Raw genomic sequence first — 16,416 nt, forward strand, 5'->3', positions numbered from 1 at the left:
TGTGTGAGCGCAGAGGTGGCCGCACGCCAGGTCATTACAAGACGTCCAAAGCCCGCCGCAGATCGGCGATCAGGTCATCAGCGTCTTCAAGCCCCACCGAGAGACGCATGAGATCCTCGCCGACTCCATCGGCCAAATGGGCATCCTTGCGGATCGGCTGCCGAGCACGGGTGAGGCTTGCTGGATGATAGATGAGGCTGTCGGCATCGCCGAGGCTGACGGCGCGAATGATCAGGTTGAGCCGGTCCATCATCCGGCGCGCTCCTTCGTATCCAGCGTGGAGGCCAAAGGCCAACATGCCCGATCCGTTGGACATCTGTTTTCGCGCCGTCACCTGATCAGGGTGCGAGTCGAGGAACGGATAACTCACAAATGCCACCGCCGGGTGCGCTTCCAGCGCCCGAGCCACCGCAAGGGCCGTGGCGCTGTGCCGTTCCATACGCAGCGTCAGCGTCTTTAGACCGCGCAGGATTAGGAAAGCTGACAGGGGCGAGAGCGCTGCGCCGGTGATGTAGCGCAGGCCCGTTTCATGCAGCGTACGGAGCGTTTGGGCGTCGCCGAGAAGCGCCCCGCCAAGGGCATCGCCATGACCATTGATGTACTTGGTCATCGAATGGAGCACGATGTCCGCCCCGTGCTCAAGCGGTCGCTGGAGCGCGGGCGAGGCGAAGGTGCTGTCCACGGCAACCTTCACACCGCGCGCGTGAGCGCGCTCGGCAATTGCCGCTATGTCGAGGATGCGGCTCAGCGGATTCACCGGCGTCTCGAAGAAAACCAGCCGCGTCCGCTCGGTGATCGCAGCATCGAGATTGTGGGGATTTGACAGATCGACCGCGACGACCTTGATGCCGAAGCGGGGGACCGCCTGTTCGACCATGGCAAGCGTGTTCGCATAAAGCGTCTTGTGGACGATGAGTTCATCGCCCTGGGACAGGAGCGACAGGATCAGAGTGCCGAAGGCCGCCATCCCCGAGGCAACAACCAGCCCCGCCTCGGCTCCTTCCAGATTCGCGAGCCGCTGCTCGAGGATCTCGGTCGTGGGATTGTATTCGCGCGCATAGAGCCGTCCACCAAGGGCGGCGGCGGCATCGTTTGCTGCCACGCTTTCGAACCCATAGGTTGACGTCAGGAACACTGGCGGCTGGACGGCATTGGAAAAGCCGGCCGGATCGTAGCCATGATGGATCGCCCGGGTGGCAAATCCGGGGCTGGTGCGGTTGAGCGACCCCGTGGGAGCATCGGTTTCGGATTGATGGGAGCTGGTCATTCGGCCTCTGCGATCTCTCTTGGGGTTCCGAAAGATTGACGGCAACCTGGCCAATGTGAAATATCCAGTTGGCGATGAAAGAGATGGTCCAGTCTTCAAGTGCCGGGTCTGCAGCGCGCTCGCACGCGATGGGTGCACGCCAGATATACGAAGCCCTTCGCGAGCAAATCCTCGGCGGCGTCTACGAAACCGGCAGTCAGTTGCCATCCTCCCGAGCCCTGGCAAATGACCTCGGCGTTTCGCGAACCACGGTGACGGTCGCCTATGAGCAACTGGCTGCGGAGGGTTTCATCGAAGTCCGTCAAGGCGCACGACCTCGCGTTGCGTCTTCGTTGATGGGCCCTGGGACGGGGCGCACTCACGCGCAACGGGTCGGCCCGATCCACCTGTCCGCATATGGCGAGCGGCTGCGCGCGACGTCACCCTGGCCAGATTATCTGCCGACTGGGCTGAAGGTCGAGTTCCGCTATGGCGACCTCGCGCCGTCGGATTTCCCTTCATTGGTCTGGAAACGCGCGATGAACGAGGCGATGGGGCAGCGCCCGCTGCGTCTTGCCTATGACGATCCTCGCGGCTCGCGCCGGCTTCGCCAGGCGCTTCAGGGCTATCTCTGGCGCGCCCGGACCCTGAGCTGCGACCTCGACCAGATCATAGTTGTGAACGGTTCGCAGCAGGGCCTTGATCTGTGCGCGCGCCTGCTTCTCGATCCCGCCGACCGTTTCGTCATCGAGGATCCGTGCTACAGGATGGCGCGTCAGGTCTTTGCCAGTACGGGTGCCTCACCCATCCCGGTCATCGTCGACGAAGACGGGATGAGGACCGAGTTGCTGGCGGGGATCGGAGCACGACTGGCGTATGTGACGCCATCGCATCAGTTTCCGCTTGGCGGCGTCATGCCGATCGCGCGCCGCCATCAGCTTCTGAAATGGGCGCGGCACAACAACGCCTATGTGATCGAGGACGACTACGACAGCGAATATCGCTACGACATCAATCCGGTCCCTCCGCTGCACAGTCTCGAGGACCACGGGGCTGTCATCTACCTCGGCACGATCTCCAAAACGCTCTCGCCGATGCTGCGCATCGGCTACCTCGTCCTCCCGCCCGAATTGCAGGAGGTCTTCGCAACCGCCAAACAATTCGCAGACCGGCATTCGCCGGTCGCTGAACAGGAAGCGCTGGCATCGTTGATCGAGAGCGGCGGCTACGAAAGCCATGTGCGCCGTGTGCGCAGGCTGAACGGCGAGCGTCGGGAAACGTTGTTGGGTGCCTTGCAGCACAGCTTCGGGGATCGCATCACTGTCCAGGGAGCAGATGCGGGACTGCACGTCGCGGTTTGGTTCAATGACCTGCCACGATCGCGGGAAACGGCCTTGGTCGAATCCGCCCGCGACGCTGGCCTGGGGCTACACCTGATCTCGCCGCTCTACGAACGGCCATCGGACCAAGGCCGCACCGATCGCGTCGGACTTGTCATGGGCTATGCCGCCTTGAGCATTCGGCAGATCGGGAAGGGCGTTGAGGTCCTGCGAGAGGTTGTCAAGCAGGTGCAAGACGCGATGCCGGCGCGGAACAACTGAGACGGGGCGACGCCGAAAGCTGGCGCTGAAAACGGTCCGAGGGCCCGCCGTATTTCTTTCCAAACAGCCAACTGGACCGGGAAAATGCCATGCAACTGGCGCTGTTGATCAGGCCAGTTTTGCAGCAGGTTTCCACGAGACGAATTTCCGAGAGCGATGATGACCTGGCGAGGAAAGCTGCTTCACGTCCATATCGCGCCTGCCGGCTCCTATGAAATGGAGGAGCTGGCGCAGGCGCAGCTTATTGCCGGCCAAGGCATTGTCGGAGACCGCTACTACCTGGGGACGGGGACCTATTCGGCGCGTCCCGACGTTCGGGAGGTGACATTGATCGAAGCTGAAGTTCTGGACGCCATCGCGAAGGGCGAGCCCAGGATTCCGGGCTTCAAGGCCAAGCTCGGACCCGAAGATCACCGGCGCAATCTGACGACACGAGGCGTTCCGCTTAGCCATCTTGTCGGCAAACGCTTCCGGGTCGGGGAAACGATTCTCAGGGCCGCCCGGATGAATGTGCCGTGCAAGTATATCGAGGAGTTGCTCGGGCTTCCGGGTCTCTACGAGGGGCTTCTGAACCGCTCCGGCCTGAACTGCACAATCGAGGTCGGGGGCGTGATCCGCCCCGGTGATCTGATCTTGCCCATCGACGAGTGAAACGCCATGGCGTCGCCGCGCATCATCATGAAGCTGACCGTGACCGCCGCCCGCAAGGAGCCGGGCGACGTGCTGGTCATCGACCTGAAACACCCACGTAAACCTGTGCTGCCGGCGTTCGAAGCGGGTTCTCACGTCGACGTCCATCTGCCTGAAGGGAAGGTGCGTCAGTATTCACTTTGCGGCGACCCGACCGAGCTTGGCCGCTACACCATCGCGGTGAAGCGCGAGAATGACGGCCGTGGCGGCTCGGCGTGGATCCACGAAACCATTGCCGTCGGCTCCACACTGCCTGTCTCCGCGCCACGCAACCATTTTGCGCTCAAGCCAGGCGAGGGGCCGACTTTGCTGCTGGCAGGGGGAATCGGGATCACCCCGATTCTGGCCATGGCGCGCGCGCTGACCCGGCAGGCCAAGCCCTTCGAGTTGCACTATTTCACCCGCAGCCGGGCGCTCACGCCACTCTTGGCGGCGATCGGGAGCGATCTTCCTGGCGGCAATGTGCGGATCCATTTCGACAACGAGCCTCAGACCCGGCAGAACATCGCCGCGCTGCTGGCGAACCGTTCGGACGACGCGCAGACATACTACTGCGGACCGCCTGGCTTCATGGCGGTTGTGGGGCGCGCGGCTCAACACTGGCCCGAGGGTACTGTTCATTTCGAAACTTTCCAGCCTCCCGAGTTTGATGGCGCGCCACCGGAACCATTCGTCATAGAACTGGCTGAGGGCAGGGTGGTTGAGGTTTCGGCTGAGACCACGGCACTGGCCGCCTTGCGTGCGGCCGGTGTGCCGTTGATGGCCTCGTGTGAGAACGGGGTGTGCGGGACCTGCGAATGCGCAATGCTGGCGGGACAGCCGATCCATCGGGATGCCGTCCTGTCGAAGGAGGCACGCGGCCACCGCTTCATCCCCTGCGTATCGCGCGCGACAGGTGTGTTGAAACTCGATCTTTGACCATTTGGGCGGGGGTCCTGTGAGACCGGCAGCTGATTTGCGGGAAACTGAATGACGAGGAAACTGGAATATCTGCACGAGATCGAGCGCTGCGTCTCCTGGCTCGCAGCCTGGACGATCCACCACGCCAACCACGTCCGCGAGGGCGATGAGATCAAGGTCGGGGGGCATCAGGCCTCGTCCGCGTCGCTGAGTACCATCATGACCGCGCTCTACGGTTCGGTCCTGCGCCCGCAGGATCGGGTGGCGGTCAAACCCCATGCGGCGCCGATCTTCCATGCACTTCAGTATCTGGCGGGCAACCAGACCCACGAAAAGCTCATGAACTTCCGCGGCTACAAGGGCGCGCAGAGCTACCCTTCGCGGACGAAGGATGTCGACGATGTCGACTTCTCGACCGGGTCGGTGGGTCTCGGCGTTGCTCAGACGCTGTTCTCGTCGCTGGTGCAGGACTACGTCTCGGGTCACGGCTGGATGAAGGAGCGTGCCGAGGGCCGAATGGTCAGCCTGATCGGCGACGCCGAGATGGATGAGGGCAACATCTACGAGGCCCTGATCGAAGGCTGGAAGCACGGGCTCAGGAACTGCTGGTGGGTGGTCGACTACAATCGCCAGTCGCTCGACGCCGTGATCCGGGAGGGCCTCTGGCAGCGTTTCGAGCAGATTTTTCGCAACTTCGGCTGGGACGTGATGGTCCTGCGCCACGGGGCTCTGCAAGAGGCTGCCTTTGCCGAGCCGGGGGGCGAGAAGCTGCTCGAGTGGATAGAGCGCTGTCCGAACCAGCTCTATTCGGCGCTGACCTTCCAAGGGGGTGCTGCCTGGCGCAAGCGGCTGCTCGACGAGATCGGAGACCAAGGGCCGGTCACCACTCTGATCGAACGCCGCTCCGACGACGAGTTGCAGGCGTTGATGACGAACCTTGGCGGGCATGACATGCCGAGCCTCCTCGAAGCCTTCGAGGCGGCGTCCAGGCATGACCGTCCCGTCTGCTTCATCTGTTACACCATCAAGGGCTACGGTCTGCCGCTTGCCGGACACAAGGACAACCACGCGGGGCAGATGACGCCCACGCAGATGGAAGACTACCGCCTGCAAATGGGCGTAAAGCGGGGTGAGGAGTGGAACAAATGGGCGGCCGCCACCTTGCCGGAAGCGGAACTTGACGCCTTCTTCGCAAAGGCGCCGTTCTTCAGTGAGGGGCGTAGGAGGCTGTCTGCGCCGTCGGTGCCGGTGCCTGAAACCCTTCCGTCACCGGGGCAGCCCGGCAAGCCGCTCTCGACCCAGATGGGGTTCGGCCAGATCCTGAACGACATCGCACGCGAGCGCAGTCTGCTTGCCGACCGCATTGTCACCACCTCGCCCGATGTGACGGTCTCGACCAATCTCGGTGGCTGGGTCAACCGGCGCGGCCTTTTCGCCCGGGAGACCATGGCGGACACCTTCAAGGCCGAACGCATTCCGTCGACCTTTACCTGGGAATTTGGGCCGAAGGGGCAGCACCTCGAGCTCGGGATCGCCGAGTCGAACCTGATGATCATGCTCGGGGCGCTCGGTCTCTCGCACTCGATCAATGGCGTGCGCCTGCTGCCGATCGGGACAGTCTATGATCCCTTCATCTACCGATCGGCCGACCAGCTAAACTACGCCTGCTATCAGGATGCGCGCTTCATGCTGGTCGCAACGCCCTCGGGCGTGACGCTAGCGCCCGAGGGCGGAGCACACCAGTCGATCGGCACCCCATTGATCGGCATGGCGCAGGATGGGCTTTGCGCCTTCGAACCGGCCTTCGTCGACGAACTGTCCGTGATCATGCGCTTTGCCTTCGATTACATGCAACGTAATGGCGAGGGGGATCCGGATGAGACGACGTGGCTGCGTGATCAGACCGGAGGATCGGTCTATCTTCGCCTGTCAACCCGGCCGCTCGAGCAGCCGCCGCGCGACATGAACCCGGCGCTCGCGCGGGACATCGTCAATGGCGCCTATTGGCTGCGTCCGCCTGGGCCCAACGCGAGTGTCGTCATTGCTTATCAAGGCGTCGTCGCGCCGGAGGCGATTGCCGCGACGGGTCTTCTGGCGGAGGACCGGCGCGATGTCGGGCTGCTCGCGATCACCTCCGCGGACCGGCTTAATGCGGGCTGGCAGGCGGCGGAACGTGCCCGGCAGCGTGGCGCGATTGGCGCCCTGAGTCATATCGAGCGGCTGCTCGCGCCGCTATCGCGTGACTGCGGCATCGTCACCGTGATCGACGGCCACCCGGCGACGCTCGCGTGGCTCGGTGGGGTTAACGGGCATCGCGTGAAGGCGCTCGGGGTCGAGCAGTTCGGCCAGACGGGGACTATTGCGGACCTATACCGTCACCACGGCCTGGACACCAACGCCATCGTACATGCGGCGCAGGCGGTCAGTGCGGGACCGGCTGTTCGCTACCGGAAGGCGCTGCCTTGACCATGAGCGACCGGATGCTCCGTGGCTGGTACGGATCGGCTGTTTCCACGGGCGTTCCGGTTCGCTTCAAAGCGGACAGGGCCGGGACACTGTGGACGTTCTGATCGCGCTTGAGTAGCTTGTGCGACCCCAGGGTCACCTGGGAATACGCAGGGAGGCGGCTTTTATTTAGCCTTGCGTCCAATTACGAATTCGATCCAATCCAGTCCGGAGCAAAAGCTCCGCGTCCTCCCGATTTTCGGCTTCGACGTAGCACCGCATTTCCGGGGCATTTCCGGATGGACGCAAATGCAAGACACGCTTATCCGCGAGAGTGATACGAAGTCCGTCAACATCGCTAACCTTGCTTACCACTCCAATCGACCCGACGAAGGCGGCGATGTTAGTTTCCGCTGAACGAAGGTATGTCATGAGGCGAGTGCTGCTTTCGACGGAAAAATTTTCCAAGCGATCCGCCGCCGCCGCCGGCAATTGAAAGGAACTGCCAATCTCCGACAGTGGCTGCCCACTTGTACTGACAAGGGAAAGTGCCGCCAGGATGGGGAGAAAACTGTCGCGTGTAGGTAGCGCTGGCAGTTTAGTTCCGTTCGGGTCAAAGTCCGTGCCGGTCAACAAACCACCGTTTGCTTCGAAACCAACCACGCGCTCGTGACCCGACGCAACCAAATCGAGCATGGCAGCAATAACAAATGGCGATCCAACCTTGGTACGCACGACTTTAAAAGAACCTGCGGTCTCGATACCAGAGTTTGATGTGACCGGCGTGACGACTGCCTTCGCTTGCAGGAAGTTCGCCGTAATCAGGCCTAACAAATCACCGCGAAGGGGGTCTCCATGGTCGTCAGCTACCAGTGGGCGGTCACCATCGCCATCTGCCGAGACGACCGCATCAAGCCGATGCTCTTTGGCCCAGAGCTTGAACTGTTGAGCAGTCTCGTCAGAGACCGCTTCAGTGTCGACAGGAATGAAAACTTCCGAACGTCCCAGGGTTACGACCGTCGCACAGTGATATGAGAGAATGTCAACCAAGAGATCGCGCGCGACTGTGCTGTGCTGATATACGCCCACCGTTAAGCCCTTTAGAGCATTAATCTCCATAAGCTTTCGATTGCGCGCCATGAACAAGGCCTTGCATTCGGCCTCCCGGTGCTGCCGACGTGCAACAGCACCTTCAAGGACGTATCCGCGCTTCTCCAGCTGCAAGGCGATGCGCGTTATCTCCCGCTCATCATCCTTGTCGATCTCACCGTCGGGTCGATAGAATTTTATTCCATTACGGTCGGCCGGAATGTGCGAGCCTGTGATCATCAAACAACCACTCTTACGCGCCTGAGCATACAGTGCCAGGGCAGGGGTGGGGACTGCGCCGCAATCGACTACGATGAAGCCGAGCGCGGACAGTGCCGCCGCACAGACGGCGGCGATGGCCGGACTCGAGGCGCGAAAGTCGCGCCCTATGAGTATCTCGTCGCCAATTCTGGCCAGGCCGGATTCCAGCAGGAATGTCGCGAATGCCGTTGCATATAGGGCAGAGGCGGCTCCTGCCAATTCTGTCGCCAGGCCCCGTAATCCACTTGTTCCGAATTTCATACCAAATCCGACGTTGCTAACCGGGTTTTGAAGGTAACATGCTCAAACTTTGGCTCGTCCGGAATGCCCATCGACAGATCCCTCGGACGAGAACAAGAAGTACATTCGGTTACCGTAGACGCGTTCGGTTATCGACGGTTACCCTTGTGAGGATTGACGCAGTCGGCGTCGGCGTGGGCAGCGCACCGTGACCTTCACGGCGACGAGGTTGGAGCGGATGGGGTCCGGGTCCGGCGGGGCTCCTCGCGGCTGGCTCACATGAGCGCTATCGCCATCGAGTGATTGTCTCAGTCTACATTAGCTCTGGGTCCCGAAAGCGCGTACAGGCCTGAGACGCAGCAAATCCTCTTATCTACCGCCGTTCGGTGTAGCTCCCGTTTAGAAATGCATGATAGACACTCTCGATGCCTTCCATGAGAGTGATCTTTGCCGCCCATCCCAAAGTGCGCAGCTTGTCGACGCTCATCAGCTTTCGCGGTGTACCGTCAGGTCTAGAGTGATCATGCGCGATCTCCCCAGTAAATCCGACTACACGGCAGATCATTCTAGTCAGCTCTAGGATCGTGATGTCCTGTCCGCAGCCGAGATTGACGTGATCATGGTCAGAGTAGTTCTTCAGAAGGAAGACTAATGCGTCGGCGCAGTCGTCGACGTGCATGAATTCCCGACGTGGTGTGCCCGTGCCCCAGATGGTGATTTGCTTATCACTTATGAGCTTAGCTTCATGCGCTTTCCGGATCAGCGCTGGGATGACGTGGCTTGACTGCAAGTCATAATTGTCGCCTGGCCCGTAGAGATTCGTCGGCATAGCGGAGATGTAGTCGCGGCCGTATTGCTGGCGATAGGCTTGAGCCATTTTGATGCCGGTGATCTTGGCGACGGCGTAGCATTCGTTGGTGCGCTCTAGTGGCCCGGTCAAAAGCGCGCTTTCAGGAATGGGCTGTGGTGCCATCTTCGGATAGATGCAAGACGAGCCGAGGAAGAGGACGCGGTCGACATTGTTTTCGTGGGCTGCCGCGAAGATATTGGCCTCGATCATCAGATTGTCGTAAAGAAAGTCGACCGGATAGGTGGCGTTCGCGAGAATACCACCTACCTTTGCCGCCGCCATAATGATAGCGTCCGGTTTCATCACTGCCACGAAGTTTTCAACCTCGGTCTGTCGCTTGAGGTCTAGCTCTCCCCGAGGGGCGGCCACAACTTTGCAGTCTTCAGACGCGAGTCGGCGTACAACAGCGCTGCCCACCATACCTTTGTGGCCAGCGACCCACACGGTTTTTCCGTTCAGATCATACATTACGCTTCCTTCATGACTACAGATGTCTGCATGACCTTCAGGTCTTCGCGCACCATTTCCGCAGCAAGCTCGCGCACGGATGTCTCATGCACCCAGCCGAGCTTCTCCTTCGCCTTGGTAGCGTCACCCAGGAGAAGATCGACTTCCGTGGGGCGGAAGTAGCGTGGGTCCACTTGGACTAGGCATCTGCCGCTCGCTACATCATAGCCCTTTTCGCCGACACCCTTGCCACGCCATTCGATCTCGACGCCGATATCTTCGAAAGCCCACTCGACGAATTGGCGGACAAGAGTCGTTTTGCCCGTAGCCAGCACGTAATCATCCGGTTGATCCTGCTGTATCATCATCCACATACCTCGCACGTACTCACGCGCATGGCCCCAATCGCGTTGAGCATCGAGATTGCCGAGATAAAGCTTGTCCTGCTTGCCCAGGTAGATAGCAGCGGCAGCGCGGCTGATCTTGCGCGTCACAAAAGTTTCGCCACGAAGGGGGCTTTCGTGATTAAAAAGAATGCCGTTGGAAGCGTGCATACCATAGCCCTCGCGATAATTGACGACCATCCAGTAGGCGTAGAGCTTGGCGGCGGCGTAAGGGCTGCGCGGATAAAAGGGCGTCGTTTCGTTCTGCGGTACGGACTGCACGAGGCCGTATAGCTCCGAAGTCGAGGCTTGATAGAAGCGGGTCTTGTCCGTCAGACCGAGGAGGCGAATCGCCTCAAGAAGTCGCAATGTACCGATACCGTCCGCGTTTGCTGTGTATTCAGGTGTTTCGAACGACACCTGCACATGGCTCTGAGCAGCCAAGTTGTAAATTTCGTCTGGCTGAGATTCCTGAACCACGCGGATGAGGTTAGTCGAATCAGTGAGGTCACCGTAATGCAAGATCAGGCGCGGATCGGATTCGTGCGGGTCTTGGTAGAGGTCTTCGATACGACCCGTGTTGAAGGAAGAGGAACGTCGCTTAATCCCATGAACGATGTAGCCTTTTTTGAGAAGAAGACGGGCAAGATAGGCACCATCCTGTCCAGTTATGCCCGTAATAAGAGCAACTTTTCTGCTATCGCCCATTCTATTCCTGCTCTATCTAAAGTTTAAAGTTTCGGCTCCGGCTCGCCACGCCGACACAATGTGCGGCCCGCCCCGTGCCCTATGGAGCACTTCGACAGATGCGGCGCGAAGCTCGTCATTGACGGTCTGCCAGCCGAGCACACCTGCTCTTGCTTGGAGTCACAGCAAAATAGAGTTGCGCCGCTAACTGGGATTCGTACATGCGGTTAGAGTGCCGATCAGCTCACGCCGCGAGCGACTGTACTCCGAGCACCTTGCAGCTGATTTGCTCATCTATCAGCGAGTGAGGACGCCCTTCTTTCTTGCTTCAGCGTCTTCTAATGGGAATTGTTTGGATCAGTGAAATCGATTGTTTGGATAAAGTGCATCCACAGAATGGATGGTCTGACCGAGCAGCCTGGGCGCATCGCCGGCCCGGAGTCGTAGGTCCCGAGCTTCCGTTCGGGGCGAGGACAAAGTTCGTGGCCGCGAGCCCTCACCACAGCATCCGGCACAGGTCGTGCAGAACTTTGGGAGCAGACTGCAGATTCTGTCGATCAGCTGGTTCCAGGCGCGTCGAGCCGTCGACCTCATCTCGCCCGGTACCGGTTGCTGTATGCAGCCTTGCACCTTGGCGTACGGCGTCGACGGAATGATTTGCTTCGGCAGGCAGTGTCGCAGCGTTTCCCGGCTGTTTCGGCTCTATTGGCCGGGCCCGCGTCAGCCGAGCCCTTCATCATGGCATCCAACACATGGATGGCCGGCATCCACTCAATAGATTTTACATATGCCGCGGAAGCCCAGTAGAGAAGGCTGAACCGGAAGCGAGGGCATCGGCTTCAAGCTGTGCGAGCGTCACGGGATTAGTGGGCAGTGCTGAGTGAGCTCTTCTGCCCTATGGCCCGGCCTCTGCCAAGCGCCCGGCGTCAGGGTCTACGTGTCGACTAAGGATACCAAACCGGGCAACCTCCTCTCTGAACGAGATTTCCGAAAATGCATGTTAGTGGATTGGAAAAGCGCCGGTTCGTCGTCTCTCGGAGGCGTACGGGGTTCGGTGATTGTCTGTGGTCATTGGCGGCCGCTTGGCGCTACGCGCAGCGGTCGGGACGAACTCTAGTCATCGACTGGCGGGGGGCCTGCTACCTCGACCAACCCTTCACAAATGCGTTTCCGGTGTTCTTCCAGCCGATCAATGACATCGCTGGCGTGCCGGCTATTTCCGACGACCGGATCAACGACGTTTCCTTCCCTGGTCCATTCTTCCCGGAGTGGTGGAACAGGCCGGCGATCGAGTGCCTTTACCGGCCAGATGAGCAGATTTTCCAAGAGCGCGATGAGTTGGGCGAGCTCTTTCAGGCCGAACACGATGTCGAAGCGAACACAGTAGTGTGTGACGCTTGTCTGATGTGGCGGTGCGATGAGGATGCAGAGCGGCAGGTGTTCCAGAGTGTCCAGCCTCGGCCAGAAATTCAAGCCCGCATAGATGCCATTTATCAGGAATGTTTTGAGGGGCACAGCATCATCGGGATTCATGTTCGGCACGGTAACGGTGAAGACATCATGGAGCATGCGCCCTACTGGGCCGATCCGGAGCTCGCCGTTCGGCAAGTGTGCGCTGCAATTGACAAGGCTAAGGCGTTACCGCACCCCAGGCCTGTGCGGCTGTTCTTATGCACGGACAGCGCGCGGATACTGGATCTTCTGTCGGCCAGGTTTCCCGATCTGCTCACTGTCCCGAAGCACTTCGGATCCAATCAAGGTGGCCCTTTACACACTGCAGCACTCGGGATTGACGGCGGAATTTCCGCCCTCGTTGAGATGTATCTTCTCGGGCGCTGCGATACCGTAATTCGGTTTCCCCCGACGAGCGCCTTTACACGATATGCACGCCTTTTCGCACCACGGGTAATTGAATTCGATCTGAAAGAGCCAAGTCGTTTGACTTTGATAGAAGGCAGCCAAGTCTCTGATCTCAGTTAAGACCCGCCACCTGCGCAATTCGGCAGACGCAACCAACAGGCATAGTTGAATGCGCATTTCTCACCGACGCCAGTGGAGGCGTCGTACATTACCGATACCGTCGTCATCTGACGCCGCCTGCAACGTGCCAGAACTTCGCTGTTACGCGGGGGCCGCAGACAAGCCAGAGCGACGGCGATCGTGACGCTGACGCTCGAAAGAACGCGGGCGATCACTCCAGAGACGAAATTGAGGTTGGTTATGAAAGTCATTCCCGTGATCATCAGCGGCGGAGCCGGATCGCGGCTATGGCCCGCCTCAAGGCAATCGCACCCCAAACCTTTCCTCAAAATGGCGGATGGATATTCTCTCATTCAGCACACTGTGCTGCGCGCCGCTTCGATAGAAGGTGTCGTGGAACTCGTCGCTGTGACATCCGGGGACCACCTCTTCCTGACCAAGGACGAATTTGACGAACTGGATTCCGTGGTCCTGCCACGCACCTTTCTGCTCGAGCCCGAAGGCCGGGATACGGCCGCCGCCGTGGCTGCAGCCGCGATCCATGCGAGGGCAACGCAAGGCCCTGACGCGATCCTGTGCGTCTTCCCGGCCGATCACCTGATTGGCAACCTGCCTGCGTTTCTAGACGTCATGGGCCTGGCCATGAAACATGCGAAGCTCGGGCGGATCGCCACATTGGGCATCACCCCAACCAGACCGGACACAGCATTCGGCTACATCGAAGCAGATGGTGAGAACGTCGTCCGTTTCGTCGAAAAACCGGATCTGGAGACAGCCAAAGCCTATGTCGCGTCCGAATGCTTCTTCTGGAACGCCGGCATCTTCTGCTTCAGTGCGCAAACCATGCTCGACGAGATGGTTTTGCATTGTCCCGAGGTGCTCCAGGCCGTCGCCGACAGCTACGAGAACGGCCGCGCCAGTCAATGCCAAGGCTTTGCCAAAATCGAACTCGCGCCTGAGCATTTCGGTTCCGCGCCGCGAATCTCGCTCGACCACGCTATCATGGAGAAGACTAACAGACTTGCCGTGGTTCCCTGCGACATGGATTGGAACGACATCGGATCCTGGAACGCAATGGCCGATTTGATCGCCCCCGACGAAAGCGGGAACAGGATACGCGGCGATGTGCATATGGTCGACACGACCGGCACCTATGTGAGCTCCGACAAGCGCGTCATCGGCACGGTGGGCGTAAGCGATCTGGTGATCGTGGATTCCCCGGACGCTTTGCTTGTCACATCCCGCGACCGCGTTCAGGACGTTAAGAAGCTCTTCGAGGGCCTCAAGGCTTCGGGACATGAAGCTCATCTGGTCCATAGCACGGTACACCGGCCCTGGGGTACCTATACGGTTCTGGAGGAAGGCGAGCGCTTCAAGATCAAACGCATCGAGGTAAAGCCCGGTCGCCAGTTGAGCCTGCAGATGCACTATCATCGTTCGGAGCACTGGGTCGTGGTCAGCGGCTCCGCCAAAATCGTCAATGGCGAGCAGGAGTTGTTCCTGGGGACAAACGAATCTACTTACATCCCCTGCGGCCATAAGCATCGGCTCGAGAACCCAGGCAGAATTGACCTGGTTATCATTGAAGTGCAGAGCGGCGATTATCTCGCCGAGGATGATATCGTTCGCTTCGACGACGAATATGGTCGAACGTAGATAACAGTACAAAAAACGTTAAACGGCGAGCCGTCGCTCAAGGATCTCTGTCGTGGGTTCTGGGCCTGACATTGGCAAGCAGCGGGCCGAGCGTGTCATAGTATCCGCCCCGCACTCTCATCAGGCACTCGATCGTGGTCGAAAACATCGGTGAGCGCTTGACAGCTCGCCGTCCGCGGGAACGAAGACTTCAGATATTTCTTAGGCGGACCCGTTGCTCAGCTGTCCAACGGCACAGCCGTATTTCAGCCTGTAGGCGGCAATGAAATCCTCATCGCTGCAGATGCAGCGGCCGCTGGAATCTTTGGCTTTCGGATCATGGAGGTAAGAACCAAGGGGGCGCAGTAGATTCACGCGAGTGCTGGTCGTCGGACTCATCGGAAAACCCGCACTATGCTTGACCAGGTCTGCGGCAAGCATGATCCCGGCAATCGCTGATTGAAAGGCCATCGGAACCACGGTTCGAAGGAGACGACTTCCATCGCTAAGCTGGAACACCAGGCCGCCGCAGATAACCTGCTGATAAAAGGAACGGAGGGGCTGGCCAACAAACGCGGCGAGCGGCTCAAACGGGCCATCGCCGTAGCCACCCGAGCTACGAACTCATTGGGGACTCCGGTATTGGTCTGCAGGAGCGTTTTTACCTCCTCGTGTGCTTCCGGCATTCCGAGTTCCTCCGCGACCAATTGGTGTTCGTCCTTGGATTTCCCGGTCGGCATGTACATGCAGCAAAGGCAAGCCTGGCCGTCATCGAAACCATGCCGCGAGATGCCTAGATCTTGCTCCTGAGTCCAGGCGTTCGCGATCCATCTGGGCAGAGCACCTTGGACAGCTAGACGGTCGGCGGCGGTGTCAAGCGCCACACCCACTCGGTCGAATACCCGGTCGCCCCGGCGCGCAACATATTCTGCCCACTTCATAGGGTGCGCCTCGACCTCAAGGGCGGTGGACCGAAGGGCGTGGGTTGCTAGGGGCCGCCTTAGAGAGGCCGACCTCCGCCTGACCTGCCAACACGTAGCGCTGCAGGTTTGAGAGTTCGATAGCTTCGTGATCAACTACATGCAGGCGCCCGGACAGACCGGATTGCCTCGCCAGCGCCCAGAGCGAGCTATGGCCCATCGCGCCGAGCCCAACGAGGTGCGTTTCACCGAGGTCGACAGGGAAGTCTAAGGGGATGGAATCGCCGGCGTTGCTCTTGTTGTAGGTATATAAACAGAGGTCGATGTTCTCGTCCAGCTCCGCGCCGGTCAGCTGGGAAGCAAAGACGGTTCGAAAGACGTTGGCGGCGGCAAAGCAGCTTGCGGCGCCGGCTCCATACGCCAGGCAATTCGCGGAGGTTGAGAATGGCGCAATCGGCGAAGCTGTCGCCGATCGCGAAATTGAAGCTCAGGATCTGTCGGTCCTCGTCGAGTTCCAGTTGTTGGTAGGTCGCCTCGGCTCGCCCCGCGATCATATAAAAGTCGCTCTGGCGAAATTGCTCGACGGCTTCCGACTCGTTCTGAAGCCATACCACCTCCTGATTGGAAATCGGCGGATAGACGGTCTCCAGAATGGTAAGCTTAGATTTGGTGCTGGTCGCGCTGATAGCCCAGGCCTATTTCCTTTGTGGACGCGCCGCAGAAACGTCCTTGATCGATTGCAGACATAATGTCATCCGCGATGCTTTGACAGGTGCGTGAAATCTTAGTCTGCGAATGCGTACGCATTCCAGCACGCGACGAGGAAATCGGCCACTCGGCGCGCCCGTACGGTGTCACTGTGTGCAATGGCGACAAGGCGTTCCAGCGCCTCAATCACGTTGGTGATACTGACCGTGCCGCCTTCAGTCAATTTGTCCCTCCTGAAAATCCGGCGGGCGCAACGCAAACAAGTCGATCACCACACTCCTCGCGGGTGCGACAGGAGTGGCGCTGGCTGTCTCATGGCAATTCCGAGACACAC

The 16,416-nt window shown here is 59.8% G+C and carries 14 protein-coding genes; 7 read left to right on the top strand and 7 right to left on the bottom strand.

Annotated features, from left to right (window positions below):
* Window positions 1–34: 34 nt before the first annotated feature.
* The gene (locus X756_RS158385) at window positions 35–1,267 is read right to left on the bottom strand and encodes a PLP-dependent aspartate aminotransferase family protein (protein ID WP_023689390.1); all 1,233 of its coding nucleotides are present in this window, start codon (window positions 1,265–1,267) and stop codon (window positions 35–37) included.
* Between the two features lie 74 nt (window positions 1,268–1,341).
* On the opposite strand from X756_RS158385, the gene X756_RS158380 reads away from it, so the two are divergent.
* The 4 genes from X756_RS158380 to X756_RS158365 all read left to right on the top strand — a co-directional run bounded on the left by X756_RS158380 (window position 1,342) and on the right by X756_RS158365 (window position 6,903).
* Complete coding sequence (locus X756_RS158380; protein WP_031237899.1) at window positions 1,342–2,847, top strand: PLP-dependent aminotransferase family protein; 1,506 nt, start codon at window positions 1,342–1,344, stop codon at window positions 2,845–2,847.
* A gap of 159 nt (window positions 2,848–3,006) precedes the next feature.
* The gene (locus tag X756_RS158375; RefSeq protein ID WP_023689388.1) at window positions 3,007–3,498 is read left to right on the top strand and encodes an MOSC domain-containing protein; all 492 of its coding nucleotides are present in this window, start codon (window positions 3,007–3,009) and stop codon (window positions 3,496–3,498) included.
* Window positions 3,499–3,504: 6 nt separating this feature from the next.
* A complete protein-coding gene (locus X756_RS158370; protein ID WP_023689387.1) occupies window positions 3,505–4,455 on the top strand; it encodes a PDR/VanB family oxidoreductase in 951 nt (316 codons plus the stop codon).
* Window positions 4,456–4,506: 51 nt separating this feature from the next.
* Window positions 4,507–6,903 carry a transketolase gene (locus X756_RS158365; protein ID WP_023689386.1) on the top strand — a complete coding sequence of 799 codons (2,397 nt, stop codon included), beginning with the start codon at window positions 4,507–4,509 and terminating at the stop codon, window positions 6,901–6,903.
* Between the two features lie 168 nt (window positions 6,904–7,071).
* Here X756_RS158365 and X756_RS158360 read toward each other — a convergent pair whose 3' ends face one another.
* The 3 genes from X756_RS158360 to gmd form a co-directional block, all read right to left on the bottom strand.
* Window positions 7,072–8,493, bottom strand: coding sequence for a phosphomannomutase (locus tag X756_RS158360; protein WP_023689385.1), 1,422 nt, complete (start codon window positions 8,491–8,493; stop codon window positions 7,072–7,074).
* Between the two features lie 352 nt (window positions 8,494–8,845).
* On the bottom strand, window positions 8,846–9,790 hold the full coding sequence (locus X756_RS158355; protein WP_023689384.1) for a GDP-L-fucose synthase: 945 nt from the start codon (window positions 9,788–9,790) through the stop codon (window positions 8,846–8,848).
* Window positions 9,790–10,860 carry a GDP-mannose 4,6-dehydratase gene (gmd, locus tag X756_RS158350; RefSeq protein ID WP_023729036.1) on the bottom strand — a complete coding sequence of 357 codons (1,071 nt, stop codon included), beginning with the start codon at window positions 10,858–10,860 and terminating at the stop codon, window positions 9,790–9,792. Before gmd ends, X756_RS158355 begins: the two co-directional genes overlap by 1 nt.
* 972 nt (window positions 10,861–11,832) lie before the next feature.
* Here gmd and X756_RS158345 point away from each other — a divergent pair.
* Together X756_RS158345 and X756_RS158340 are read left to right on the top strand one after the other, a co-directional pair.
* Window positions 11,833–12,819 (top strand): nodulation protein NodZ, encoded by a 987-nt coding sequence (locus tag X756_RS158345; protein WP_023711832.1) that lies wholly within the window; start codon window positions 11,833–11,835, stop codon window positions 12,817–12,819.
* A 240-nt stretch (window positions 12,820–13,059) separates the two neighbouring features.
* A complete protein-coding gene (locus X756_RS158340) occupies window positions 13,060–14,475 on the top strand; it encodes a mannose-1-phosphate guanylyltransferase/mannose-6-phosphate isomerase (protein WP_023689381.1) in 1,416 nt (471 codons plus the stop codon).
* Between the two features lie 374 nt (window positions 14,476–14,849).
* Here X756_RS158340 and X756_RS1000000169715 read toward each other — a convergent pair whose 3' ends face one another.
* Both X756_RS1000000169715 and X756_RS1000000169720 read right to left on the bottom strand, forming a co-directional pair.
* Window positions 14,850–15,395: a hypothetical protein gene (locus tag X756_RS1000000169715; RefSeq protein WP_023729037.1), complete on the bottom strand. Its 546-nt coding sequence runs from the start codon at window positions 15,393–15,395 to the stop codon at window positions 14,850–14,852.
* Window positions 15,396–15,411: 16 nt separating this feature from the next.
* The gene (locus X756_RS1000000169720) at window positions 15,412–15,798 is read right to left on the bottom strand and encodes a ThiF family adenylyltransferase (protein WP_245262711.1); all 387 of its coding nucleotides are present in this window, start codon (window positions 15,796–15,798) and stop codon (window positions 15,412–15,414) included.
* On the opposite strand from X756_RS1000000169720, the gene X756_RS1000000168640 reads away from it, so the two are divergent.
* Complete coding sequence (locus X756_RS1000000168640) at window positions 15,698–16,123, top strand: hypothetical protein (RefSeq protein ID WP_023689379.1); 426 nt, start codon at window positions 15,698–15,700, stop codon at window positions 16,121–16,123. The genes X756_RS1000000169720 and X756_RS1000000168640 overlap by 101 nt on opposite strands.
* A gap of 35 nt (window positions 16,124–16,158) precedes the next feature.
* Here the strand turns inward: X756_RS1000000168640 and X756_RS1000000168645 are convergent, their stop codons facing one another.
* Window positions 16,159–16,305 carry a hypothetical protein gene (locus X756_RS1000000168645; protein ID WP_023740436.1) on the bottom strand — a complete coding sequence of 49 codons (147 nt, stop codon included), beginning with the start codon at window positions 16,303–16,305 and terminating at the stop codon, window positions 16,159–16,161.
* Window positions 16,306–16,416: the final 111 nt, after the last annotated feature.

Origin of the sequence: Mesorhizobium sp. LNJC405B00, assembly GCF_000502615.1 — a bacterium.
Lineage (GTDB): Bacteria > Pseudomonadota > Alphaproteobacteria > Rhizobiales > Rhizobiaceae > Mesorhizobium.